Below are 23,284 nucleotides of genomic sequence, written 5' to 3'. Positions count from 1 at the left end.
GCGGCGTGCTGGGATGGGCGTGCGGTGCGCAGCGCCTGCGTGTCAGTGGGCCTTGGACGACGGCTCGGCGGCGGCCGGCGCGTCGTCCGGCACCGGCGCGGCCCGCACGAGCGCGACCGGACGGATGCCGAGCAGCGCCGCGAGCGGCGAGGCGGGCTCGGCCAGTTCGCCGAGCGTGTGACGATCGAGTTCCGCGAAGAACGCATCGCGCGCGGCCGCCAGCACGCCCTTCAGCCGGCACTGCGGCTCGATCACGCAGCCGCGCGACTCGCCGCCGTCGGGCGAAAAGCAGCCGACCAGCGCGAAGTCGTTTTCGGTCGCCCGCACGACCTGGCCGACCGTCAGTTGCAGCGAATCGGCAAACAGCCGCAACCCGCCGTTGCGGCCGCGAACGGTGTCGACCCAGCCCAGCTCGCCGAGCTGCTGGACGACTTTCATCAGATGGTTCTTCGAGATGCCGTAGGCGTCCGAGATCTCCTGGATCGTCGCCAGCCCCTCGCCGCGCACGGCCAGGTACAGCATCACGCGCAACGAATAGTCGGTGTAGTCGGTGAGTCTCATGAGCGAATACGGAAAAGATCGATCGTGCCCCGATGACGTGAGCCGGGCGGATCGCGATGCGTGCAGGGCCGATGGAGGGTGCCGTGGCACAGCCCCAGGTTGCCGGGATCGCGTGCGCACAATAAGATGCGTGATATTTACACGTTTTCCAGGGGTTACAGGACGCTATTTTGCGTCAAAATCCGGCCGGCGTCCTGCGCGTCGCCCGCGCCGCCGCCCCGATCCACCGGCCCCTTTTTGTCATGACTGCCCTGCCCGCCTCACCCGAACTCGCACCGGCCCGCCCCCGCGACGCCGAGCCGACCGAAGACAACATCCGCGATCTCGTCTACGCGTTCTACGACCGCGTGCGCGCCGATCCGCTGCTCGGGCCCGTGTTCGACGCGAAGCTGGCCGGCCGCTGGGACGATCATCTGCCGAAGATGGTGACGTTCTGGTCGAGCCTCGTGCTCGGCACCAAGGGCTATCGCGGCAACGTGCAGCAGGCGCACCAGCCGCTCGACGGGATCGAGCCGGCCCATTTCAGCCGCTGGCTGTCGCTGTTCCTGAAGACCGTCGAGGCGCGCTACGCGCCGCCCGCGGCGATCCGTTTCATGGAGCCCGCACTGCGGATCGCGCAGAGCCTGCAGTTGAGCCGGTTCGGTTGGGACTACCGGATTCCGCCCGAGCAGCAGGCGTTGCTCGACGCGATCGCGCCGCGCCGCCGCGACGCGGGCGACGATCCGCACGCGTTGCCGTCGCGCGCCCGCGGCGAGCCGTTTCCGACCAAGATCATCGGGCGCAGCGTCGACCCGGACGCGTAACGCCCGTCACGCGCGACGACGGCGCGCATGCGGCACATCGCCGCATCGTCCGCGCGCCGCGCTCAGCGCGGCGTGTTGCCCGACTCGACGCCCCAGCGCGCGAGCGCGGCGTCGTCGGTACTGCGCGCATCGACCCAGCGCTCGCCGTCCGGCGTCGTTTCCTTCTTCCAGAACGGCGCTTCGGTCTTCAGATAGTCCATCACGAACTCGCACGACGCGAACGCGTCGCCGCGGTGCGACGCGACCGTCGCGACCATCACGATCTGGTCGAGCGGCAGCAGCCTGCCGACGCGATGCACGATCGCGACGTCGATGCCCGGCCAGCGCCGGCCGGCCTCGGCCGCGATCTTCTCGAGCGCCTTCTCGGTCATTCCCGGATAGTGCTCGAGTTCCATCGCGGCGACCGCATCGCCTTCGTTCAGGTCGCGCACCGTGCCGACGAAGCACGCGACCGCACCGATCTTCGGGTTGCGCGCACGCAATGCCGCCACTTCGGCATTCAGATCGAAATCGTCGGTCTGGACTCGTACCGTTGCCATCGCCGTCCCCTCAACCGCCCGTCACCGGCGGGAAAAACGCGACCTCGCAGCCTTCGGTGAGCCGCGTGTCGGGGTCGGTCATCTCGTGGTTGCAGGCCATCCGCAACGCACGCCCTTCGGCGAGCGTGTCGGCCCACGCGCCGCCGCGCACGCGCAGCCACGCGCGCACGTCGCCGACGGTCGTCACGCTGTCCGGCACGTTGGCTTCTTCGTCGGCCACGCCCAGTGCTTCACGCACGCTTGCAAAAAATTTCAGCTGAATCTTCATGGTTCGGGAAGCCGTCGCGTTACGACAGCAATTCGGAAAACGGAATGAAACGCACGGTCTCGCCTGCGCTGATCGCGTGCTGCGGCGGATTGTCGATCAGGCCGTCGCCCCAGACCGTCGACGTGAGCACGGCCGAGCTCTGGTTCGGGAACAGGTCGAGGCCGCCGGCCGCATTGACGCGCGCACGCAGGAATTCGTTGCGCCGGTCGCCCTTGCTCTGCGAAAAATCGGCACGCAGCGACAACGCGCGCGGCGCGACGTCGCGCACGCCGGACAGGCGCAGCAGGAACGGCCGCACGAACAGCAGGAACGTGACGAAGCTCGAGACGGGGTTGCCGGGCAGCCCGATGAAATGCGCGTCGGCGCGCTCGTCGCCGCGGCGCACCGCGCCGTACGCAAGCGGCTTGCCGGGCTTCATCGCGATCTGCCACAGCGCGAGCCGCCCTTCGGCCTCGACCGCCGGCTTCACGTGATCCTCGTCGCCGACCGATACGCCGCCGCTCGTCAGGATCACGTCGTGATCGCGGGCCGCCTCGCGCAGCGTGTCGCGCGTCGCGGCCAGCGAGTCGGGCACGATCCCGTAGTCGGTCACGTGGCAGCCGAGCCGCTCGAGCAGCCCGCGCAGCGTGAAGCGGTTCGAGTTGTAGATCGCGCCGGGCTTCAGCGGCTCGCCCGGCATCGTCAGTTCGTCGCCGGTGAAGAACACCGCGACGCGAATCCGCCGCGCGACCGACAACTGCGCGCAACCGACCGATGCGGCGAGACCCAGCGCCTGCGGCGTGAGCCGCGTGCCGGCCGGCAGGATCACCGCACCCTGACGGATATCCGCGCCCTGCGCGGTGATCCATTCACCGGCCTTCGGCGTGTGCAGGATCTCGACCGCGTCGCCGTCGGCCGATGCCTGCTCCTGCATTACGACGGCGTCGGCGCCGGGCGGCACCGTCGCGCCGGTGAAGATCCGCGCAGCCGTGCCGGCCGCGAGCGGCGCGGCCGGATGCCCGGCCGGAATGCGCTGCGACACCGGCAAGCGCCGATCGCCGTGCAGCAGGTCGGCGACACGCACCGCATACCCGTCCATCGCGCTCGTATGCATCGGCGGCACATCGAGCGGCGAGCTCACGTCGGCCGCCAGCACGCGGCCGAGCGCGTCGAGCGTGGCGACGGTTTCGGCACCGGGCAGCGGCTTCGCGGCATCGAGCAGCGCGGCGAGCGCTTCGGCGGTCGACAGCATCGGCGCGCGCGGCGCCGCGGGATTCGGGTTCGACATCGATGGAATCGGGGATCGTTGGATTCAATACATCATTGTAGCGACGCCGTCGCGCGGACGCGCGATATGGCCGACATGCGAGAACTGTGATCGGCGCGCACGCGCGGCACTGACACTTGTTTCGCGTTCCGCGCGGCATCGGACGGCATGCATGCGCCCGGCCGGCTCCGCGCCCGCCGTGCCGCCGCCAAACAAAACGGCCGGAACCCCGATCCGTGCGACGAATCGGCATTCCGGCCGTCCTGCGCCGCCGGGCTTGCAACCCGCGGCCCGGTGCTGCGTCATGCGCCCGTATGCGCGGCGATGAAGTCCTTCACCTGCTGTGCGTCGGCCTTCACGACCTCGAAACGCTGCGGCAGCGCCTCGAGCCCGTCGAACGCGGCCGGCCGCTCGGCCTCGCGATCGAGCGCTTCGCGGATCGTCTCGCCGAACTTGATCGGCTGTGCCGTCTCGAGCACGACCATCGGCACGCCGGCCTCCAGATGCTCGCGCGCGACCTTCACGCCGTCGGCCGTATGCGTATCGATCATCGTGTCGTAACGCGAGAACACGTCGCGGATCGTCGCGATGCGGTCGGTGTGGCTGCTGCGGCCCGACACGAAACCGAATTCGGCGACGCGCGCGAAATCGCCGCTCGCCGCGAGATCGAAGCCGCCCTTCTCCTCGACGTCGCGGAACAGTTGCATCACGCGGGCCGGATCGCGGCCGAGCAGGTCGAACACGAAGCGCTCGAAGTTCGATGCCTTCGAGATGTCCATGCTCGGGCTGCTCGTGTGATAGGTGTGCTCGGCGCTGCGCACGCGATACGCGCCGGTGCGGAAGAACTCGTCGAGCACGTCGTTCTCATTGGTCGCGACCACCAGCTTCGCGATCGGCAGCCCCATCATCCGCGCGATGTGGCCCGCGCAGACGTTGCCGAAGTTGCCCGACGGCACCGTGAACGACACGCGCTCGTCGTTGGACTGTGTCGCCGCGAAGTAGCCCTTGAAGTAGTACACGACCTGCGCGACGACGCGCGCCCAGTTGATCGAGTTGACCGTGCCGATCTTCTGCTGCGCCTTGAACGCGTGATCGTTCGACACGGCCTTCACGATGTCCTGGCAATCGTCGAACACGCCTTCGACCGCGAGGTTGAAGATGTTCGGATCCTGCAGGCTGAACATCTGCGCCGTCTGGAACGCGCTCATCTTCTTGTGCGGCGACAGCATGAACACGCGCACGCCGGCCTTGCCGCGCATCGCGTATTCGGCTGCGCTGCCCGTGTCGCCCGACGTCGCGCCGAGGATGTTCAGCGCTTCGCCGTGCTTCGCGAGCGTGTACTCGAACAGGTTGCCGAGCAACTGCATCGCCATGTCCTTGAACGCGAGCGTCGGGCCGTTCGACAGTTCGAGCAGCGACAGCGCCGTGCCGTGCTCGGTGCCGAGCGTCTTCAGCGGCGTGATGTCGGACGCGTTCTCGCCATGGCGCGTGTTGCTGTACACGGCAGCCGTGTACGTGCGGCGCGTGATCGCGCGCAGGTCGTCGGCCGGCACGTCGTCGCAGAACTTCGACAGGATCTCGAACGCGAGATCCGCGTACGACAGCGTGCGCCAGCGCACGAGTTCGGCGGCGGACACCTTCGGATACTCGGCCGGCAGGTAAAGCCCGCCGTCCTTCGCGAGACCGCCGAGCAGGATGTCGGAGAACGTATGGCGCTCGCCGATGCCGGCGCCGCGCGTGGAGATGTAGTTCATGTCGTCCTCAGCTCAGTTCAGCGCTTCCATGCGCAGCTTCGTTACCTTCGAGACCACCGTCGCCAGGCTCTCGATCTGCGCGATCGCCGCATTGACGTTCTTCTCGACCGTCTCGTGCGTGATCAGGATGATGTCGGTCTCGCCGTTCGCGCCGTCGATCTGCTCCGATTCCTTCTGCAGCAGCGCGTCGATCGAGATGCCCGATTCGGCGAGGATCCGCGTGATGGCGGCCAGCACGCCGGTCTGGTCGGCGACGCGCAGGCGCAGGTAGTAGCCGCTCGTCACTTCCTCGATCGGCAAAATCGGCGTGTTGGACAGGCTGTCCGGCTGGAACGCGAGGTGCGGCACGCGATGCTCGGGGTCGGCCGTATGCAGGCGCGTGACGTCGACGAGATCCGCGACGACGGCCGACGCGGTCGGCTCCGCGCCCGCGCCCTTGCCGTAGTACAGCGTCGTGCCGACCGCATCGCCGTGCACGACGACCGCGTTCATCGCGCCCTCGACGTTCGCGAGCAGGCGCTTTTCCGGGATCAGCGTCGGGTGCACGCGCAGCTCGATGCCGTTTGCGGCGCGGCGCGCGATGCCGAGCAGCTTGATCCGGTAACCGAGCTCTTCCGCGTAGCGGATGTCGGTCGCGTCGAGCTTGCTGATGCCTTCGACGTACGCGCGGTCGAACTGCACCGGCACGCCGAACGCGATCGCGCTCATGATGGTCGCCTTGTGCGCGGCGTCGACGCCTTCGATGTCGAAGGTCGGATCGGCTTCCGCGTAGCCGAGTTCCTGCGCGGCCTTCAGCGCGGTCGCGAAGTCGAGCCCGCGGTCGCGCATTTCCGACAGGATGTAGTTCGTCGTGCCGTTGATGATGCCGGCGATGTACTGGATGCGGTTCGCGGTCAGGCCTTCGCGCAGCGCCTTGATGATCGGGATGCCGCCGGCAACGGCTGCCTCGAACGCGACCATCACGCCTTGCTCGCGCGCGGCTTCGAAGATCTCGGTGCCGTGCACCGCGAGCAGCGCCTTGTTCGCCGTCACGACGTGCTTGCCGTTCGCGATCGCGCGCAGCACGAGCTCGCGCGCGATGCCCGTGCCGCCGATCATCTCGGCGATGATCGCGATCGACGGATCGTCGACGACTGCGTTGAAATCGTCGGTGATCTGCACGGTGCCGGCGTGCGCGCCGAGCGCAGCCTGCGCCTTGGCCGGGTTGCGCACGGCAATGCGCGCGACCTCGATGCCGCGCCCCGCGCGTCGTTTGATTTCTTCCTGGTTGCGGTGCAACACCGTGAAGGTGCCGCTACCGACGGTGCCGAAGCCCAACAGGCCAACTTTGATCGGTTCCATGCTGCGTGTGATCGATGAGTAAGAAGTAGTGAGTGCCGTGTGGCCCTGCCCGCTCAGACCGAATGGCGCTTGCGGTAGCCGTCGAGGAAGCGTGCGATCCGGTTGATCGAATCGGTCAGGTCGTCGAGGTTCGGCAGGAAGACCACGCGGAAGTGGTCCGGCGTCGCCCAGTTGAAACCCGTGCCCTGTACGAGCAGCACGCGTTCCTCGAGCAACAGGTCGAGAATGAACTGCTGGTCGTTCTGGATCGGGTAGAGCTTCGGGTCGAGGCGCGGAAACATGTACAGCGCGGCCTGCGGTTTCACGCAGGTCACGCCCGGGATCGACGTCAGCATGTCATACGCGAGTTCGCGCTGCTTGTACAGGCGCCCGCTCGGCACGATCAGCTCGTTGATGCTCTGGTAGCCGCCGAGCGCCGTCTGGATCGCGAACTGGCCGGGCACGTTCGCGCACAGGCGCATCGACGACAGGATGCCGAGCCCTTCGAGGTAATCCTTCGCGCGCCGGCGGTTGTCGCCGCCGAGGCCCGACACGGCCATCCAGCCCGCGCGATAGCCGCACGAGCGATAGCTCTTCGACAGGCTGTTGAACGTGACGGTAATCACGTCCTCCGACAGCGCACCCATCGCCGTGTGCTCGAGGCCGTCGTAGACGATCTTGTCGTAGACCTCGTCGGCGAACACGATCAGCCCGTGCTGGCGCGCGATCTCGAGCAGCTCGAGCAGCAATTCGTCGGAATAAAGCGCGCCGGTCGGATTGTTCGGGTTGATCACGACGATCGCCTTCGTGTTCGGCGTGATCTTGCTGCGGATGTCGTCGAGATCGGGCATCCACGCGTTCTGCTCGTCGCACACGTAGTGCACGGGCGTACCGCCCGACAGGCTCACGGCCGCCGTCCACAGCGGGTAGTCGGGCGCGGGCAGCAGCACTTCGTCGCCGTCGTTCAGCAGCGCCTGGGTCGCCATCACGATCAGCTCGGACGCGCCGTTGCCGATGTATATGTCGTCGAGGCCGACGCCGACGACGCCCTTTTCCTGCGTGTAGTGCATCACGGCCTTGCGCGCCGAGAACACGCCCTTCGAATCCGAATAGCCGGACGATGCAGGCAGATTGCGGATCATGTCCTGGATGATCTCGTCCGGCGCGTCGAACCCGAACGGCGCGAGGTTGCCGATGTTCAGCTTGATGATGCGGTGGCCTTCTTCCTCGAGGCGCTTCGCGTGCTCGAGCACCGGGCCACGGATGTCGTAGCAGACGTTGAGCAGCTTGTTCGACTTCTGAATCGGTTTCACGACGACACGGTTCCTGGGTTGGCCTTGCGGCCGGGGGGACGGGATCAAAACTGGAAAGCGGCCGGTCTGTGCGCGCTGTCTAGACTGGGAAAAAGCGGCGGTCGGACGCGGCTTGTGGCGGCGCACGACGCAAGTGGCGCCCGCAGGCGACCAAAAAGTTATAATTTAGCGGATTTTGGCCGACTTTCGCAATGCACCATAGCCGCGCCGGGCCCGCGCCGTCGGGCGTCCGCGCGTGTCCGAGGGCGCGAAACCGGCCCAGCCGGGCCCGTACGGCCCTGCAACCCATTCCCCTACGGAACCGCGGAATACCGATTTGAAACTGCACCAGGACACGAGCGGCGCGCTCAACACCGTCACCGGCTACGGCCCCGATTATGTCGACGTCAATCTCGAACGCCATGAAACGAGCGTCATCGTGCTGCCCGGCGCGCCGGTCCAGGCTTGGCCCGTGTCGTCGTTCGACGCGCTCGCGCCCGAGCATTTCGCGATGCTGCTCGACCCGACGCCCGAACTCGTGATCTTCGGCAGCGGCGCGCGGCTGCGCTTTCCGCACCCGCGGCTCGTCGCGGCGCTCACCGCGAAGCGGATCGGCGTCGAGACGATGGATTTCCAGGCCGCCTGCCGCACCTACAACATCCTGATGGCCGAGGGCCGCAAAGTCGCCGCCGCGCTCTTAATTGAACGTTAATCCCCGATGCGGTAAAACTCGGGCCGGCGCAGCGGGTCGATCCCCGGATCGCCCGGCCAGGCCGCCCGCCCCCGGCGCACCCAGCCGGCGGCCCGTCACAACAACCAAACAGGCTGAAAACCCATGAACGATACGCCGTCGAGGCTACCGCTCAATCGCATCACGCTCGTCCTCCTGCTCGTCGCGCTCGCGATCGTCTGGTTCGCGCCGCTCGGGCTGCGCCACCTGATCCCGAGCGACGAAGGCCGCTATGCGGAAATGGCGCGCGAGATGTTCGTCACCGGCGACTGGATCACGCCGCGCTACAACGGCTACAAGTACTTCGAGAAGCCGCCGCTGCAGACCTGGCTGAACGCGCTGACGTTCGCGTGGTTCGGCATCGGCGAATGGCAGGCGCGCCTCTATACCGCGGTGGCGAGCTTCGCCGGCGTGCTGCTCGTCGGCTACACCGGCGCGCGCCTGTTCAACCCGCTGTCGGGCTTCCTCGCGGCCGTCGTGCTCGCCAGCTCGCCGTACTGGAACCTGATGGGCCACTTCAACGCGCTCGACATGGGCCTCGCGTTCTGGATGGCGCTGTCGCTCTGCTCGCTGCTGCTCGCGCAGCGGCCCGGGCTGCGCCCGGCCGCGGTGCGCGGCTGGATGTGGGCGTGCTGGGCCGCGATGGCGTTCGCCGTGCTGTCGAAGGGCCTCGTCGGCCTGATCCTGCCCGGCGCCGTGCTGGTGCTGTATACGCTGATCGCGCGCGACTGGGCGCTGTGGAAGCGGCTGTACCTGGTCAGCGGCCTCGTGATCTTCTTCGCGATCGTCACGCCGTGGTTCGTGCTCGTTCAGCAGCGCAACCCCGAGTTCTTCAACTTCTTCTTCGTCGTCCAGCAGTTCCGCCGGTACCTGACCCCGGAACAGAACCGCCCGGGCCCGCTGTACTACTTCGTGCCCGTGCTGCTGGTCGGCTTCCTGCCGTGGCTGTCGGTCGCGTGGCAGAGCATCCGCCATGCGCTGCGCATGCCGCGCCAGCCGAACGGCTTCGCGCCGATGCTCGTGCTGCTGATCTGGAGCGCGTTCATCTTCCTGTTCTTCAGCGCGTCGCATTCGAAGCTGATCTCGTACGTGCTGCCGGTCGCGCCGGCGCTCGCGCTGATCATCGGCGCGTACCTGCCGCTGATGACGGCCGACCGCTTCCGCCGCCACCTGCTCGGCTACCTCGTGTTCTTCGTCGCCGCGGCGTTCGGGATCATCTTCCTCGCGTACCAGGGCGACGCACGCACGCCGAACGCGCTGTACCGCGCGTTCCAGATGTGGCTGTACGCCGGTCTCGCGGTCGCGGCCGCGCTGACGCTCACGGCCGCGTGGCTGAACCGCCGCGCGGGGGTGGCCGCCGCGCTCGCCGCATTCGGCGCCGCGTGGCTCGCGTTCGGCACGATCGGCGGCAGCGGGCACGACGAGTTCGGCCGCTACAGCTCGGGCGCGCTGCTCGCGCCGGCCGTGCGCGCCGAACTGGCGAAGCTGCCGCCCGATACGCCGTTCTACTCGGTCGAAATGCTCGATCACACGTTCCCGTTCTACATGGGCCACACGACGATCATGGTGCAGCGCCAGGACGAGCTCGCGTTCGGGATCTCGGTCGAGCCGAACAAGTGGATCCCGACCGTCGGCGAATGGATCACGCGCTGGAACCAGGACACCCATGCGCTCGCGATCATGGGGCCCGGCCAGTACGACACGCTGGTCAAGGAAGGCGTGCCGATGCGCGTGATCGCGCGCGACAACCGCCGCGTGATCGTCGAGAAACCGCAATCGTAAGGACGTCCCCCGCATGAATCCCGTTTCGTTCGTCTGCATCATCACCGGCGTGATGCTCAACGCCTGTGCGCAACTTCTGCTGAAAGCCGGCGTCAACGCCGTTGGACACTTCGAATTCAGCCGTGCGAACATCATCCCGGTCGGGTTCAAGATCGCGACCCAGCTGCCGATCATCGGCGGCCTCGGCTGCTACGTGCTGAGCGTCGTCGTGTGGATCGTCGGGCTGTCGCGGGTCGACGTGTCGATCGCGTACCCGATGCTGTCGCTCGGCTACGTCGTCAACGCGTTCGCGGCGTGGTACCTGTTCGGCGAGGTGCTGTCGGTCCAGCGGCTGGTCGGCATCGGCATCATCCTGATCGGCGTGCTCGTGCTCGCGCGCAGCTGAGCGCGGCCCGCGGCGTTAAGCGTCCGCCTACAAAAAATCACGGTACGAATCCGCCAACCGGTGTTTAATGCCGGTTTCGGACGGATCGCCCGACCCTTTTATTACACGCCATTACAGGCCCAACGCGTTCATGAGCCAGACTACCGCTCCGTTTCTGCCGTTCACCCGCCCCGAGATCGATGAGGAAACTATCCAGGGCGTCGTCGACGTGCTGCGCTCGGGCTGGATCACCACCGGCCCGCAGTGCCAGAAATTCGAAGCCGCGCTGTCCGAGTACTGCGGCGGCCGTCCGGTCCGCGCATTCAACTCGGGCACCTGCACGCTCGAGATCGGCCTGCGCATCGCGGGCGTCGGCCCCGGCGACGAGGTGATCACGACGCCGGCGTCGTGGGTCTCGACCAGCAACGTGATCATCGAAACGGGCGCGACGCCCGTGTTCGCGGACATCGATCCCGTCACGCGCAACATCGACCTCGACAAGCTCGAGCAGGCGATCACGCCGCGCACGAAGGCGATCATCCCCGTGTTCCTGTCCGGCCTGCCGGTCGACATGGACCGCCTGTACGCGATCGCCCGCGCGCATAACCTGCGCGTGATCGAGGATGCCGCGCAGGCGTTCGGCTCGACGTGGCACGGCAAGCGCATCGGTGCGATCGGCGACATCGTGTCGTTCAGCTTCCACGCGAACAAGAACCTGACGACGATCGAAGGCGGCGCGCTCGTGCTGAACAACGAGGACGAAGCCGTACTCGCGCAGAAGTACCGGCTGCAGGGCATCACCCGCACCGGCTTCGACGGGATGGACTGCGACGTGCTCGGCGGCAAGTACAACCTGACCGACGTCGCCGCGCGCGTCGGCCTCGGCCAGCTGCCGCACATCGAGCGCTTCACCGCGCAGCGCCGCGCACTCGCCCGCGCGTATTTCGCCGCGTTCGACGGCGGCGCGGCCGTGAAGCTCGGCGTCGGCCTGCCGGTCGCCGAATTCGAGAACGGCAACTGGCACATGTTCCTGGTCACGCTGCCGCTCGAGCGGCTGACGATCACGCGCGCCGAATTCATGGCGCAGATGAAGGAACGCGGCATCGGCACCGGCATCCACTACCCGGCGATCCATCTTTTCACGCTGTACCGTGCGCGCGGTTTCAAGGAGGGCATGTTCCCCCACGCCGAACGGTACGGCGCGTCGACCGTCACGCTGCCGCTGTTTACGCAGATGACGGAAGGCGACGTGCGTCGCGTGGTCGACGCCGTCAATCAGATTTGCGAACAATACGGAAAATAAGCGTACATGAGTCACCTTGAAGCACGCGTCGGGCATCCCGGCGCCGGGCATCCGGGCGCCGCGCACCTGGACGCCGGCCGGCCCGAAGTATCGGTCATCATCCCCGTGTACAACGAGGAAGACGGCCTCGCCGCGCTGTTCGCGCGGCTGTATCCGGCGCTCGACGCACTCGACACGTCGTACGAAGTGATCCTGATCAACGACGGCAGCCGCGACCGCTCGGCCGCGATGCTCGCCGATCAGTTCCACGTACGGCCCGACACGACGCGCGTGGTGCTGCTCAACGGCAACTACGGCCAGCACATGGCGATCCTCGCCGGCTTCGCGCAGTCGCGCGGCGAGATCGTCATCACGCTCGACGCCGACCTGCAGAACCCGCCGGAGGAAATCGGCAAGCTGATCACGAAGATGCGCGAGGGCTACGACTACGTCGGCTCGATCCGCAAGCAGCGCCAGGACAGCCTGTGGCGGCGCAAGGCGTCGCAGATGATGAACCGGCTGCGCGAGCGCATCACGCGTATCAAGATGACCGACCAGGGCTGCATGCTGCGCGCATACAGCCGCCGCATCATCGACACGATCAACGTGTGCGGCGAAGTCAACACGTTCATCCCCGCGCTCGCCTATACGTTCGCGCAGAACCCGACCGAGATCGAGGTCGCGCACGAGGAACGCTTCGCGGGCGAATCGAAGTATTCGCTGTACAGCCTGATCCGGCTGAACTTCGACCTCGTGACGGGCTTCTCGGTCGTGCCGCTGCAGTGGCTGTCATTCATCGGCGTGATCCTGTCGCTCGGCTCCGCCGCGCTGTTCCTGCTGCTGCTCGTGCGCCGCTTCATCGTCGGCGCGGAAGTGCAAGGCGTGTTCACGCTGTTCGCGATCACGTTCTTCCTGCTCGGCGTGATCATCTTCGCGCTCGGCCTGCTCGGCGAATACGTCGGCCGCATCTACCAGCAGGTGCGCGCGCGGCCGCGCTACCTGATCCAGGCCGTGCTCGAGCAGCACGACGGCGTGCCGCCGGTGCCGGCCGCCGCGCACCGCCCAGGAGCCGTGCAATGAAGCCGCGCGCGGTCGTCTTCGCGTATCACAACGTCGGCGTGCGATGCCTGCAGGTGCTGCTCGCGCGCGGCGTCGACGTCGCGCTGGTCGTCACGCACGAGGACAATCCGAACGAGAACATCTGGTTCGGCAGCGTCGCGTCCGTCGCGGCCGAACACGGCATTCCGGTCGTCACGCCGGCCGATCCCGTCGATCCGGCACTGCGCCGCGCGGTGTCCGACGCGCAGCCCGATTTCATCTTCTCGTTCTACTACCGGCACATGCTGCCGGTGGACCTGCTCGCGATCGCGCCGCGCGGCGCGTACAACATGCATGGCTCGCTGCTGCCGAAATACCGGGGTCGGGTACCGACCAACTGGGCCGTGCTGAACGGCGAGACCGAGACCGGCGCGACGCTGCACGAGATGGCCGCCAAGCCCGACGCGGGCGCGATCATCGCCCAGACCGCGGTGCCGATCCTGCCGGACGACACGGCCGCGCAGGTGTTCGACAAGGTCACGGTGGCCGCCGAGCAGACGCTGTGGCGCGTGCTGCCCGCGCTGCTCGCGGGCGAGGCGCCGCACCTGCCGAACGATCTCGCGACCGGCAGCTACTACGGCGGGCGCAAGCCCGAGGACGGCCGCGTCGACTGGTCGAAGCCGGCCGCGCAGGTCTACAACCTGGTGCGCGCGGTCGCGCCCCCGTATCCGGGCGCATTCACGGACATCGGCGGCGCGCGCTTCGTGATCGCCCGCGCGCGCCTCGCGGCGCCCGGCAGCGCGGCAGCGGCCGCCGCAGCAGATTTGCCGCCCGGCCTGCACGTAAGCGATAATGCGCTATTCGGCGTCTGCGGCGACAGCCGCGCCCTATCCATTCTCGAGCTGTGGCAGCAGCGCGACGGCAGCGAAACCGTCGTGACGCCCGCGGAATTCGCGCAGTTCATTCATTCTTCCCGTCATTCATGAAAGCAAAAAAAGTCCTGATCCTGGGTGTGAACGGCTTCATCGGCCATCACCTGTCGAAGCGCATTCTTGAAACCACCGATTGGGAAGTGTTCGGCATGGACATGCAGACCGACCGGCTGGGCGACCTCGTCAACCACGAGCGGATGCATTTCTTCGAAGGCGACATCACGATCAACAAGGAGTGGGTCGAGTATCACGTGAAGAAGTGCGACGTGATCCTGCCGCTCGTCGCGATCGCCACGCCGGCCACCTACGTCCAGCAGCCGCTGCGCGTGTTCGAACTCGACTTCGAGGCGAACCTGCCGATCGTGCGTTCGGCCGTCAAGTACGGCAAGCACCTCGTGTTCCCGTCGACCTCCGAGGTCTACGGCATGTGCTCGGACGAGCAGTTCGACCCGGACGCGTCGGCGCTCACCTACGGCCCGATCAACAAGCCGCGCTGGATCTACGCGTGCTCGAAGCAGCTGATGGACCGCGTGATCTGGGGCTACGGGATGGAAGGCCTGAACTTCACGCTGTTCCGTCCGTTCAACTGGATCGGCCCGGGCCTCGACTCGATCTACACGCCGAAGGAAGGCAGCTCGCGCGTGGTCACGCAGTTCCTCGGCCACATCGTGCGCGGCGAGAACATCAGCCTCGTCGACGGTGGCTCGCAGAAGCGCGCGTTCACCGACATCGGCGACGGCATCAGCGCGCTGATGAAGATCATCGACAACAAGGACGGCGTCGCGTCGGGCAAGATCTACAACATCGGCAATCCGAAGAACAACTTCTCGGTTCGCGAGCTCGCGCACAAGATGCTCGAACTGGCCGCGGAATTCCCCGAGTACGCCGATTCGGCCAAGCAGGTGAAGCTCGTCGAAACGACGTCCGGCGCCTACTACGGCAACGGCTACCAGGACGTGCAGAACCGCGTGCCGAAGATCGACAACACGATGCAGGAGCTCGGCTGGGCGCCGCAGGCGACGTTCGACGACGCGCTGCGCAACATCTTCGAAGCGTATCGCGGCCACGTCGCCGACGCGCGCGCGCTCGTCGAACAGCAAGGCTGACCGGGACGCTCGCTTGGCTCGTATCGTCCTCAAGATCGACGTCGACACGCTGCGCGGCACGCGCGAAGGCGTGCCGAACCTCGCGCGCATCTTCGACCGCTTCAATGCGCGCGCGACCTTCCTCTTCAGCCTCGGGCTCGATCACACGGGCTGGGCGCTGCGGCGCGTGTTCCGCCCGGGCTTCCTGAAGAAGGTGTCGCGCACGTCGGTGGTCGAACACTACGGCGTGAAGCAGCTGATGTACGGCGTGCTGCTGCCGGGCCCCGACATCGGCCGCCGTGCGATCGCCGACATGCGCGCGATTCACGAGGCCGGCTTCGAATGCGGGATCCACACGTGGGATCACGTGTACTGGCAGGACAACGTGCGCGTACGCGATCGCGACTGGACCGCGCGTGAAATGCAGAAGAGTCACGCGCGCTTCATCGAGATCTTCGGCACGCCGCCCGTCACGCACGGCGCGGCCGGCTGGCAGATGAACGACGCCGCGTTCGAGCAGATCGACGCATGGGGGATGCGCTACGCATCCGACGGTCGCGGCCACTCGCCGTACCTGCCCGTCGTCGGCGGCCGCACGCTGTCGCACGTGCAGATGCCGACCACGCTGCCGACGCTCGACGAAGTGCTCGGCATCGACGGCGTCGACACGCACAACGTCGCCGCGCACCTCCTCAAGTTCACCGAAACCAATCCGCACGACCAGGTGTTCACGCTGCATGCGGAACTGGAAGGCCAGAAGCTCGCGCCCGTATTCGAGCAACTGCTCGCCGGCTGGCGGGCGCAAGGCCACACGTTTGCGACGATGGGCGACTACCACGCGACGCTGGACCGCGACTCGCTGCCATCGTACCCTGTCACGTGGGGCGAAATCCCCGGCCGCTCCGGTGAACTGATCGTCCAGCCCGACTGAGTTCGCGCGCGAGCCGGCGTCGCCGCAGCGCGCTGCCGCGACGCCCCGCCGAACCGCGCCGCCGCAGCGGCGCCCTTCCATAACAACAGGAGAAACACGTGTCTGTCGAAGTTGACCGTCAAGTTCCCGATTTCACCGCACCGGCCACGGGCGGCGACATTTCGCTGTCCGATCTGAAGGGCAAGAAGCTCGTGCTGTACTTCTATCCGAAGGACAACACGCCGGGCTGCACGACCGAAGGGCTGCAGTTCCGCGATCTCTATCCGAAGTTCAAGAAAGCCGGTGCGGAAGTCATCGGCGTGTCGCGCGACAGCCTGCGCTCGCATGACAATTTCAAGGCCAAGCTCGAACTGCCGTTCCCGCTGATCTCCGATGCCGACGAAGCGCTGTGTGCGGTGTTCGATGTCATCAAGATGAAGAAAATGTATGGCAAGGAAGTGCGCGGAATCGAGCGCTCGACGTTCCTGATCGACGCCGACGGCGTGCTCCGCCAGGCATGGCGCGGCATCAAGGTACCGGGTCACGTGGACGACGTGCTAAAGGCTGTACAAGCGCTTTGAGGCGCGTTATATTGGGCCGCAATGAATGCCAGTTCGCCCCATATTTCTCGTAGCTGCGCCGGTGCCCGTTGCAATGCTTCCCGGCACCTGACGCGCATCACGACGGCATCAGCCGAGCCGCATGTCCCTGTCGACGGGGCAGCGGCTTTTTTTATGGATCGCGCGCCGGCCCTCCCCGGTCCGGCCCTTACCGTATCGAGGAGCTGATCGACACTTAGGCGAACCGGCTAGACGAAAATCCTGTGCGCCACCGCGCGCAAACTGCATGCGTCTACGTCACGCAGGATGCGATCAGCGGCGCACTTCATGCGACACGATTCCTCCCGAGGGACACCATGCCTTTGCCTACTCCCCCCAGCAAGCTCGGCAGCCTGCTGCCGCCCGACGAATACAAGGCGAAAGCGCGGCCCGCGAAAGCCGCGAAGAAATCCGCCGAAGGGGACGCATCCACAGCCGGTGACTATGGTCCGGCCAGCGTGGCCCAACCGATGATCGAAGCCGCGAACACGGCCGCGCCGCTGCGCGCCGTCGCGTCTTCGGCGCCCGAGGCCGCGAGCGCACCCGCACGCGGCCGCAAGACCAGGCAGACGGCCGCACTGCTGCAGCCGCTGCAGGCGCCCGCCGAACCCGCGGCGCCGGTCGTCGCGCGCAACGACAAGCCGGCCGCCGACAAACCGGCCGCCACGCCCGCGCGCGGCGCCGGCGCCGCGACGAAGTCGCGCGGCCGCAAGCCCGCCGAAGCCGAACTGCAGAAACTGTTCGTGCTCGATACCAACGTGCTGATGCACGACCCGAGCAGCCTCTTCCGCTTCGAGGAACACGACGTCTATCTGCCGATGATGACGCTCGAGGAACTCGACAACCACAAGAAGGGGATGTCCGAAGTCGCGCGCAATGCACGCCAGGTCAGCCGCACGCTCGACGCGCTCGTCGCCGACGGCGGCCCGATCTCGGCCGGCATTCCGCTGTCGCGCCTCGGCAGCCGCGACGCGCTCGGCCGCCTGTACTTCCAGACGAAGCTCGCCGACATCGCGCCGATCGAAGGCCTGCCCGAAGGCAAGGCCGACAACCAGATCCTCGGCGTCGTGCGCGCGCTGCAGCGCGACCGCCCCGATCGCCAGGTCGTGCTGGTGTCGAAAGACATCAACATGCGGATCAAGGCGCACGCGCTCGGCCTGCCCGCGGAAGACTACTTCAACGACCAGGTGCTCGAGGATTCGGACCTCCTGTACAACGGCGTGCGCGAACTGCCGCAGGACTTCTGGACCAGGCACGCGAAGGGCATGGAGAGCTGGCAGGACACGAAGACGGGCACCACGTACTACCGCGTGACCGGCCCGCTCGTCGCGTCGATGCTCGTCAACGAGTTCGTCTATCTGGAGCCGCAGAACGGCGAGCCGACGTTCCACGCGATCGTCCGCGAACTGAACGGCAAGACGGCGCTGCTGCAGACGCTGCGCGACTACAGCCACCACAAGAACAACGTGTGGGGCATCACCGCGCGCAACCGCGAGCAGAACTTCGCGCTGAACCTGCTGATGAACCCCGAGATCGACTTCGTCACGCTGCTCGGCCAGGCCGGCACCGGCAAGACGCTCGTCGCGCTCGCGGCCGGCCTCGCGCAGGTGCTCGACGACAAGCGCTACAACGAGATCATCGTGACGCGCGCGACCGTGCCCGTCGGCGAGGACATCGGTTTCCTGCCCGGTACCGAGGAAGAGAAGATGCAGCCGTGGATGGGCGCATTCGACGACAACCTCGAAGTGCTGCAGAAGACCGACGACGCTGCCGGCGAATGGGGTCGTGCCGCGACGCAGGAGCTGATCCGTTCGCGCCTGAAGGTGAAGAGCATGAACTTCATGCGCGGTCGCACGTTCGTCGACAAGTACCTGATCATCGACGAGGCGCAGAACCTGACGCCGAAGCAGATGAAGACGCTCGTCACGCGCGCGGGCCCCGGCACGAAGATCGTGTGCCTCGGCAACATCGCGCAGATCGACACACCCTACCTGACCGAAGGCAGCTCGGGCCTGACCTACGTCGTCGACCGCTTCAAGGGCTGGGGCCACAGCGGCCACGTGACCCTCGCGCGCGGCGAACGCTCGCGGCTCGCCGACTACGCGTCGGACATCCTGTAACGCGCCAGCCAGCCGATCGGCCGGCTTTCGACGCCACGCGGCGCTCCATTTCCGGAGCGCCGTTTTTATTTGGGGTCGAAGACAAAAGTAACGCTTCGTCACGCAACAACGCAGTTTACGCGCGAAACTTCAAGTAAATTCTCAAGAATGGTTGCTTAAGCCCCGCCGGAGCGTCTACCATCGGGTCTATCTGTTGTCATACGATTCGCGAGCGCGCCGCGCTCGCCCGCCTTGCCATGCTTCGAATCTGGGTTCCCGTCGCCGTCGTCTCCCTGCTTGCGGCCTGCTCCAGCGTGCCGCCGCAGTCGGCATCGCGTTCCGCTTCGGGCATGAAGATCACGACGCCGCGTGCCTTCCCGGCGCCCGCCAATTTCCCGAAATTCGTCGACCACAGCGTCGGTCAGGAAGAAATCTCGATCCAGGCGATGAGCCTCGTCGGTGTCCCGTATCGCTGGGGCGGCAACACGCCGACGAGCGGCTTCGACTGCAGCGGGCTCGTGCGCTACGTGATCGGCCGCGCGGCCGACGTGAACCTGCCGCGCACGACCGCCGACATGAGCGGCCGCGGCGTGTCGGTCGAACCCGACGAGATCGCGCCGGGCGACCTGATCTTCTTCAATACGACCGGGCGGCCGCATTCGCACGTCGGCATCTATGTCGGCAAGCTGCGCTTCGTCAACGCGCCGTCGACGGGCGGCACCGTCCGGCTCGACTACCTGACGAACCCGTACTGGGCCAAGCGATTCGACGGCATTCGCCGCGTCGCGCCGCCGCGCTCGGCCCCGACGCCGTTCGATGCGCCGACCTACGAGGCCAAGCGCGACGAGCCGCGCAATCCGCCGGCGGTCGCGGCCGCTCCGGTGGTCGTGACGGCCGCCGCCGCGCCGCGGCAGCCCGCGTATGCGCCGTCGCAAGCGAGAGCGACGCAGGCGCCGGCTCCGGCCACCCTGACCACGCCGGTCGTGACGGCCGCCGCAGTTGCACCGGCAGCACCGGCCGCCGATCCGTACGAACCGCCGCCACCGCAAATGCAGGCGGCCCAGCAGCAGGCGACATCCGTGGCTGACGCCATGGCCGCGACGACGGCCAATGCAGCACCGGCCGCGCCGGCGGAAGTCGGCACGCAGATTCCGACGACCGCGCTGACGGCCGCCCAGGCCGCCGCCTTCGATGCCGAACCGCCGGCCGCCACCGCGTCGACGCCCGCACGCAGTATCGAGCCCGCGCCCGTGCAGGTGTTGCGTGCATCGACGCAATCCGCGCCCGTCAGCCCGCGCACCAGTACGGCAGACGATCCGATCGCGCGGTTCGCGAACGGCAGTTACTGACCGGTTTCGAACCCCGACCGTCATGACGTTGGCGGCATCCACCTCGCCGCCGCCCCCCCTTCCGCGCCCCCAAAAGAAAATGCGCCGCAGCCTTTCGGCTTGCGGCGCATTTCATGTCGATCCGGCAGCGTCGGCGCTCAGAAGATCTGGCGTCCGAGCCACCACCCGCCGGCCGCGAACAGCGCGGCCGCCGGCAGCGTCAGCACCCACGCCCACACGATGTTGCCGGCCACGCCCCAGCGCACAGCCGACAGCTTCTGCGTCGCGCCGACACCGACGATCGCACCGGTAATCGTGTGCGTGGTCGACACGGGAATGCCGAGGAACGACGCGATGAACAGCGTGATCGCGCCACCGCTTTCCGCGCAGAAACCACCGACCGGCTTGAGCTTCGTGATCTTCTGGCCCATCGTGCGCACGATGCGCCAGCCGCCGAACAGCGTGCCGAGGCCCATCGACAGGTAGCACGCGCCGATCACCCAGGCCGGCGGCGCATCGGCGGTCGCCGACGCGTAGCCGCTCGCGATCAGCAGCATCCAGATGATACCGATCGTCTTCTGGGCGTCGTTGCCGCCGTGACCCAGGCTGTACAGGCCGGCCGACAGCAGTTGCAGCCGGCGGAAGCGCCGGTCGACCTTGCTGGGCGCGGTACGGAAATACAGCCACGACACGCCGAGCATGAACAGCGAACCGAGGATGAAACCGAGCAGCGGCGAAATGAAGATGAACGCGATCGTCTTCAGCAGCCCGTCGATGTTCAGCGCGCTCCAGCCGGACTTCGCGAGCGCGGCGCCGACGAGGCCGCCGATCAGCGCGTGCGACGAGCTGGACGGAATCCCGTAGTACCACGTGATCACGTTCCAGCCGATCGCACCGACCAGCGCGCCGAACACGACGTAATGGTCGACGATCTCGGGATCGATCGTGCCTTTACCGACGGTCTGCGCGACTTTCAGGTGGAAAATGAAGTACGCGATCACGTTGAACGCGGCCGCGAACACCACGGCCTGCTGGGGCTTCAGCACCCCGGTCGACACGACGGTGGCGATCGAGTTCGCCGCGTCGTGAAAGCCGTTCATGAAGTCGAATACGAGCGCGACGAGTACCAGCGTCGCGACCATCCATAGGGCGAGTTGTATCGAATGCATCGTGGTCCGCTCAGGCGTTTTCCAGCACGATGCCTTCGATGATGTTCGCGACGTCCTCGCACTTGTCGGTGATCTCCTCGAGCAGCTCGTAGATCGCCTTCAGCTTGATGAGCGTCTTCACGTCGTCTTCCTCGCGGAACAGCTTCGACATCGCCGCGCGCAGTACGCGGTCGGCCTCGGACTCCCAGCGGTCGATTTCCTCGCATTGCTTGAGGATCTGTGCCGACTGCTTCATGTCGGACAGCAAGCCGACGGCCTGCTGCACGTGTTGCGCCGACTGCGTGACGATGTGCGCGAGCTGGCTCGCCTCGGACGTGACGGACCGCACGTCGTACAGCGACACGGCCGTCGCGACGTCTTCCATCAGGTCGAGGATGTCGTCCATCGTCGTGATCAGCTTGTGGATCTCGTCGCGATCAAGCGGCGTGATGAAGGTCTTGTGCAGCAGATCGATCGCCTCGTGCGTGAGCTTGTCGGCGGCCTTCTCGGCGATTTGCACGTTTTGCTTGTGAATCTCGGCGTCGGCGAGATTGTCGATCAGCAGTTCGAGCTCGCGGCCACCGGAAACGATGTGCTTCGCGTGCGCGTTGAAGAGTTCAAAGAACTTGCCCTCGGTGGGCATGAATCGACCGAACATGGGATTCCTGAGAGATTGTCAAACTACTGTCACGAAAACGGGCGACATTGTACCGTTTTCGGTCGCGCCGCGACGCGCGCACATGCGCGCGCCGGGATTGGATACAACGTTTGGCGATTTAGGACTTTACAACCGGCGTTACTCGCCGTAGAAGGTCTGCGCTCCGGCAAAATTGTCGAACTTCGTGTATTGCCCAATGAACGTGAGGCGAACGGGACCGATCGGACCGTTACGCTGCTTGCCGATGATGATTTCGGCCGTGCCCTTGTCTGGGCTGTCCGGGTTGTAGACTTCGTCGCGATAAATGAACAGGATCACGTCCGCGTCCTGCTCGATTGCGCCCGATTCGCGCAAATCGGACATCACCGGACGCTTGTTCGGACGCTGTTCGAGGCCGCGGTTCAGCTGCGACAGCGCGATTACCGGCACGTCGAGTTCCTTCGCGAGGCTCTTCAGCGATCGCGAGATTTCCGAGATTTCGGTCGCACGGTTTTCGCCCTGCGACGAGCCCGACATCAGCTGCAGGTAGTCGACGATGATCAGGCCGAGCTTGCCGCACTGGCGCGCCAGACGCCGCGCGCGCGAGCGCAATTCCATCGGGTTCAGGCCGCCCGTTTCGTCGATGAAGAGCTGCGCCTCGCTCATCTTCTGCACCGCGTGTGTCAGTTTCGGCCAGTCCTCGTCCGTCAGGCGGCCGGTACGCATCCGGTGCTGGTCGAGCCGGCCGATCGAGCCGAGCATACGCATCACGAGCTGGGTGCCCGGCATTTCCATCGAGAACACCGCGACGGGCAGCCCGTACTCGACCGCGACGTATTCGCCGATGTTCATCGAGAAGGCCGTTTTACCCATCGACGGTCTTCCAGCCACGATGATCAGCTCGCCACCGTGCATCCCGGACGTCATCCGGTCGAGGTCGATGAAGCCCGTCGGCGTGCCGGTGACGTCGCTCGGGTTCGCGGTGTGATACAGCGTGTCGATGCGCTCGACCACCTGCGTGAGCAGCGGGCCGATCTCGAGGAAGCCCTGGTTGCCGCGCGCGCCCTCTTCGGCGATCGAGAACACCTTCGATTCGGCTTCGTCGAGCAGCTGGCGGACTTCCTTGCCCTGCGGGTTGAATGCGTCGGCCGAGATCTCGTCGGCGACCGACACCAGCCGGCGCAGCACCGCGCGATCGCGCACGATTTCCGCGTAGCGGCGGATGTTCGCCGCGCTCGGCGTGTTCTGCGCGAGGGCGTTCAGGTAGGCGAGCCCGCCGACGTCGTCGGCCTTGCCGGACGTGACCATCGCTTCGTACACGGTCACGACGTCGGCCGGGCGCGTCGACGCGATCAGGCGGCCGATGTGCTCGTAGATGATCCGGTGGTCGTAGCGGTAGAAGTCGCCCTGCGACAGGAAGTCGGCAATCCGGTCCCATGCCGCGTTGTCGAGCAACAGGCCGCCGAGCACCGACTGTTCGGCTTCGACCGAATGCGGCGGGACTTTCAGCGATTCGATTTGGGGATCTTGCGGCGCGTTCATGGGTTGGGATTATCGCGAATAGATG

The 23,284-nt window shown here is 66.6% G+C and carries 22 protein-coding genes and 1 pseudogene; 12 read left to right on the top strand and 11 right to left on the bottom strand.

Annotation, left to right across the window (positions count from 1 at the left end; translation table 11 throughout):
• Nucleotides 1-42: 42 nt before the first annotated feature.
• Nucleotides 43-561: an Rrf2 family transcriptional regulator gene (locus HWW87_RS06795; protein WP_174388105.1), complete on the bottom strand. Its 519-nt coding sequence runs from the start codon at nucleotides 559-561 to the stop codon at nucleotides 43-45.
• A 242-nt stretch (nucleotides 562-803) separates the two neighbouring features.
• Here HWW87_RS06795 and HWW87_RS06790 point away from each other — a divergent pair, with 242 nt between their 5' ends.
• Nucleotides 804-1,364 (top strand): group III truncated hemoglobin, encoded by a 561-nt coding sequence (locus HWW87_RS06790; RefSeq protein ID WP_175819687.1) that lies wholly within the window; start codon nucleotides 804-806, stop codon nucleotides 1,362-1,364.
• 62 nt (nucleotides 1,365-1,426) lie between these two features.
• On the opposite strand, the gene HWW87_RS06785 is transcribed toward HWW87_RS06790, so the two are convergent.
• The 6 genes from HWW87_RS06785 to HWW87_RS06760 all read right to left on the bottom strand — a co-directional run bounded on the left by HWW87_RS06785 (nucleotide 1,427) and on the right by HWW87_RS06760 (nucleotide 7,804).
• Nucleotides 1,427-1,903, bottom strand: a complete 477-nt coding sequence (locus tag HWW87_RS06785; protein ID WP_174388107.1) for a molybdenum cofactor biosynthesis protein MoaE — start codon at nucleotides 1,901-1,903, stop codon at nucleotides 1,427-1,429.
• Between the two features lie 10 nt (nucleotides 1,904-1,913).
• A complete protein-coding gene (gene moaD / locus HWW87_RS06780) occupies nucleotides 1,914-2,171 on the bottom strand; it encodes a molybdopterin converting factor subunit 1 (protein ID WP_006478642.1) in 258 nt (85 codons plus the stop codon).
• 19 nt (nucleotides 2,172-2,190) lie between these two features.
• Entirely contained in the window at nucleotides 2,191-3,438 is a 1,248-nt protein-coding gene (gene glp / locus HWW87_RS06775) for a gephyrin-like molybdotransferase Glp (protein ID WP_175819686.1), read from the bottom strand.
• A gap of 281 nt (nucleotides 3,439-3,719) precedes the next feature.
• Nucleotides 3,720-5,171, bottom strand: a complete 1,452-nt coding sequence (gene thrC / locus HWW87_RS06770) for a threonine synthase (protein WP_175819685.1) — start codon at nucleotides 5,169-5,171, stop codon at nucleotides 3,720-3,722.
• A gap of 12 nt (nucleotides 5,172-5,183) precedes the next feature.
• Nucleotides 5,184-6,512 carry a homoserine dehydrogenase gene (locus HWW87_RS06765; RefSeq protein WP_174388110.1) on the bottom strand — a complete coding sequence of 443 codons (1,329 nt, stop codon included), beginning with the start codon at nucleotides 6,510-6,512 and terminating at the stop codon, nucleotides 5,184-5,186.
• A 53-nt stretch (nucleotides 6,513-6,565) separates the two neighbouring features.
• The gene (locus tag HWW87_RS06760; protein ID WP_059233980.1) at nucleotides 6,566-7,804 is read right to left on the bottom strand and encodes a pyridoxal phosphate-dependent aminotransferase; all 1,239 of its coding nucleotides are present in this window, start codon (nucleotides 7,802-7,804) and stop codon (nucleotides 6,566-6,568) included.
• 316 nt (nucleotides 7,805-8,120) lie between these two features.
• Between HWW87_RS06760 and HWW87_RS06755 the strand changes: the two genes are divergently transcribed.
• The 9 genes from HWW87_RS06755 (at nucleotide 8,121) to HWW87_RS06715 (ending at nucleotide 16,487) form a co-directional block, all read left to right on the top strand.
• Nucleotides 8,121-8,495, top strand: coding sequence for an Mth938-like domain-containing protein (locus HWW87_RS06755; protein WP_012328660.1), 375 nt, complete (start codon nucleotides 8,121-8,123; stop codon nucleotides 8,493-8,495).
• 123 nt (nucleotides 8,496-8,618) lie between these two features.
• Complete coding sequence (locus HWW87_RS06750) at nucleotides 8,619-10,295, top strand: glycosyltransferase family 39 protein (RefSeq protein WP_175819684.1); 1,677 nt, start codon at nucleotides 8,619-8,621, stop codon at nucleotides 10,293-10,295.
• Nucleotides 10,296-10,308: 13 nt separating this feature from the next.
• Nucleotides 10,309-10,680 (top strand): EamA family transporter, encoded by a 372-nt coding sequence (locus tag HWW87_RS06745; RefSeq protein WP_027784623.1) that lies wholly within the window; start codon nucleotides 10,309-10,311, stop codon nucleotides 10,678-10,680.
• 130 nt (nucleotides 10,681-10,810) lie between these two features.
• Nucleotides 10,811-11,962, top strand: a complete 1,152-nt coding sequence (locus HWW87_RS06740; protein ID WP_175819683.1) for a DegT/DnrJ/EryC1/StrS aminotransferase family protein — start codon at nucleotides 10,811-10,813, stop codon at nucleotides 11,960-11,962.
• A 6-nt stretch (nucleotides 11,963-11,968) separates the two neighbouring features.
• Complete coding sequence (locus HWW87_RS06735; protein WP_175819682.1) at nucleotides 11,969-13,021, top strand: glycosyltransferase; 1,053 nt, start codon at nucleotides 11,969-11,971, stop codon at nucleotides 13,019-13,021.
• Entirely contained in the window at nucleotides 13,018-13,965 is a 948-nt protein-coding gene (locus HWW87_RS06730) for a formyltransferase (protein ID WP_175819681.1), read from the top strand. Before HWW87_RS06735 ends, HWW87_RS06730 begins: the two co-directional genes overlap by 4 nt.
• The gene (locus tag HWW87_RS06725) at nucleotides 13,962-15,017 is read left to right on the top strand and encodes a bifunctional UDP-4-keto-pentose/UDP-xylose synthase (protein ID WP_011352307.1); all 1,056 of its coding nucleotides are present in this window, start codon (nucleotides 13,962-13,964) and stop codon (nucleotides 15,015-15,017) included. The genes HWW87_RS06730 and HWW87_RS06725 overlap by 4 nt, the downstream gene beginning before the upstream one ends.
• 13 nt (nucleotides 15,018-15,030) lie before the next feature.
• Nucleotides 15,031-15,927 carry a polysaccharide deacetylase family protein gene (locus HWW87_RS06720; RefSeq protein WP_175819680.1) on the top strand — a complete coding sequence of 299 codons (897 nt, stop codon included), beginning with the start codon at nucleotides 15,031-15,033 and terminating at the stop codon, nucleotides 15,925-15,927.
• A 98-nt stretch (nucleotides 15,928-16,025) separates the two neighbouring features.
• The gene (locus HWW87_RS06715; protein ID WP_174388118.1) at nucleotides 16,026-16,487 is read left to right on the top strand and encodes a peroxiredoxin; all 462 of its coding nucleotides are present in this window, start codon (nucleotides 16,026-16,028) and stop codon (nucleotides 16,485-16,487) included.
• Between the two features lie 213 nt (nucleotides 16,488-16,700).
• On the opposite strand, the pseudogene HWW87_RS37535 reads toward HWW87_RS06715, so the two are convergent.
• Nucleotides 16,701-16,927 (bottom strand): annotated as a pseudogene (locus HWW87_RS37535) (hypothetical protein); the annotation flags it as partial.
• Here HWW87_RS37535 and HWW87_RS06710 point away from each other — a divergent pair.
• Together HWW87_RS06710 and HWW87_RS06705 are read left to right on the top strand one after the other, a co-directional pair.
• Nucleotides 16,823-18,625, top strand: coding sequence for a PhoH family protein (locus HWW87_RS06710; protein ID WP_174431666.1), 1,803 nt, complete (start codon nucleotides 16,823-16,825; stop codon nucleotides 18,623-18,625). The pseudogene HWW87_RS37535 and the gene HWW87_RS06710 overlap by 105 nt on opposite strands.
• Before the next feature lie 236 nt (nucleotides 18,626-18,861).
• Complete coding sequence (locus HWW87_RS06705) at nucleotides 18,862-19,953, top strand: C40 family peptidase (RefSeq protein WP_175819679.1); 1,092 nt, start codon at nucleotides 18,862-18,864, stop codon at nucleotides 19,951-19,953.
• A gap of 137 nt (nucleotides 19,954-20,090) precedes the next feature.
• Here HWW87_RS06705 and HWW87_RS06700 read toward each other — a convergent pair whose 3' ends face one another.
• The 3 genes from HWW87_RS06700 to HWW87_RS06690 form a co-directional block, all read right to left on the bottom strand.
• Nucleotides 20,091-21,101 carry an inorganic phosphate transporter gene (locus HWW87_RS06700; RefSeq protein ID WP_034207486.1) on the bottom strand — a complete coding sequence of 337 codons (1,011 nt, stop codon included), beginning with the start codon at nucleotides 21,099-21,101 and terminating at the stop codon, nucleotides 20,091-20,093.
• A gap of 10 nt (nucleotides 21,102-21,111) precedes the next feature.
• Nucleotides 21,112-21,738, bottom strand: coding sequence for a DUF47 domain-containing protein (locus HWW87_RS06695; RefSeq protein WP_174388121.1), 627 nt, complete (start codon nucleotides 21,736-21,738; stop codon nucleotides 21,112-21,114).
• A 138-nt stretch (nucleotides 21,739-21,876) separates the two neighbouring features.
• Nucleotides 21,877-23,259, bottom strand: coding sequence for a replicative DNA helicase (locus tag HWW87_RS06690; RefSeq protein ID WP_174388122.1), 1,383 nt, complete (start codon nucleotides 23,257-23,259; stop codon nucleotides 21,877-21,879).
• Nucleotides 23,260-23,284: the final 25 nt, after the last annotated feature.

It is taken from the genome of Burkholderia sp. BCC0419 (genome assembly GCF_902830285.1).
Lineage (GTDB): Bacteria > Pseudomonadota > Gammaproteobacteria > Burkholderiales > Burkholderiaceae > Burkholderia.
Note: the sequence above shows the minus strand (reverse complement) of the source record. Positions and strands in the feature narration are given on the sequence as shown.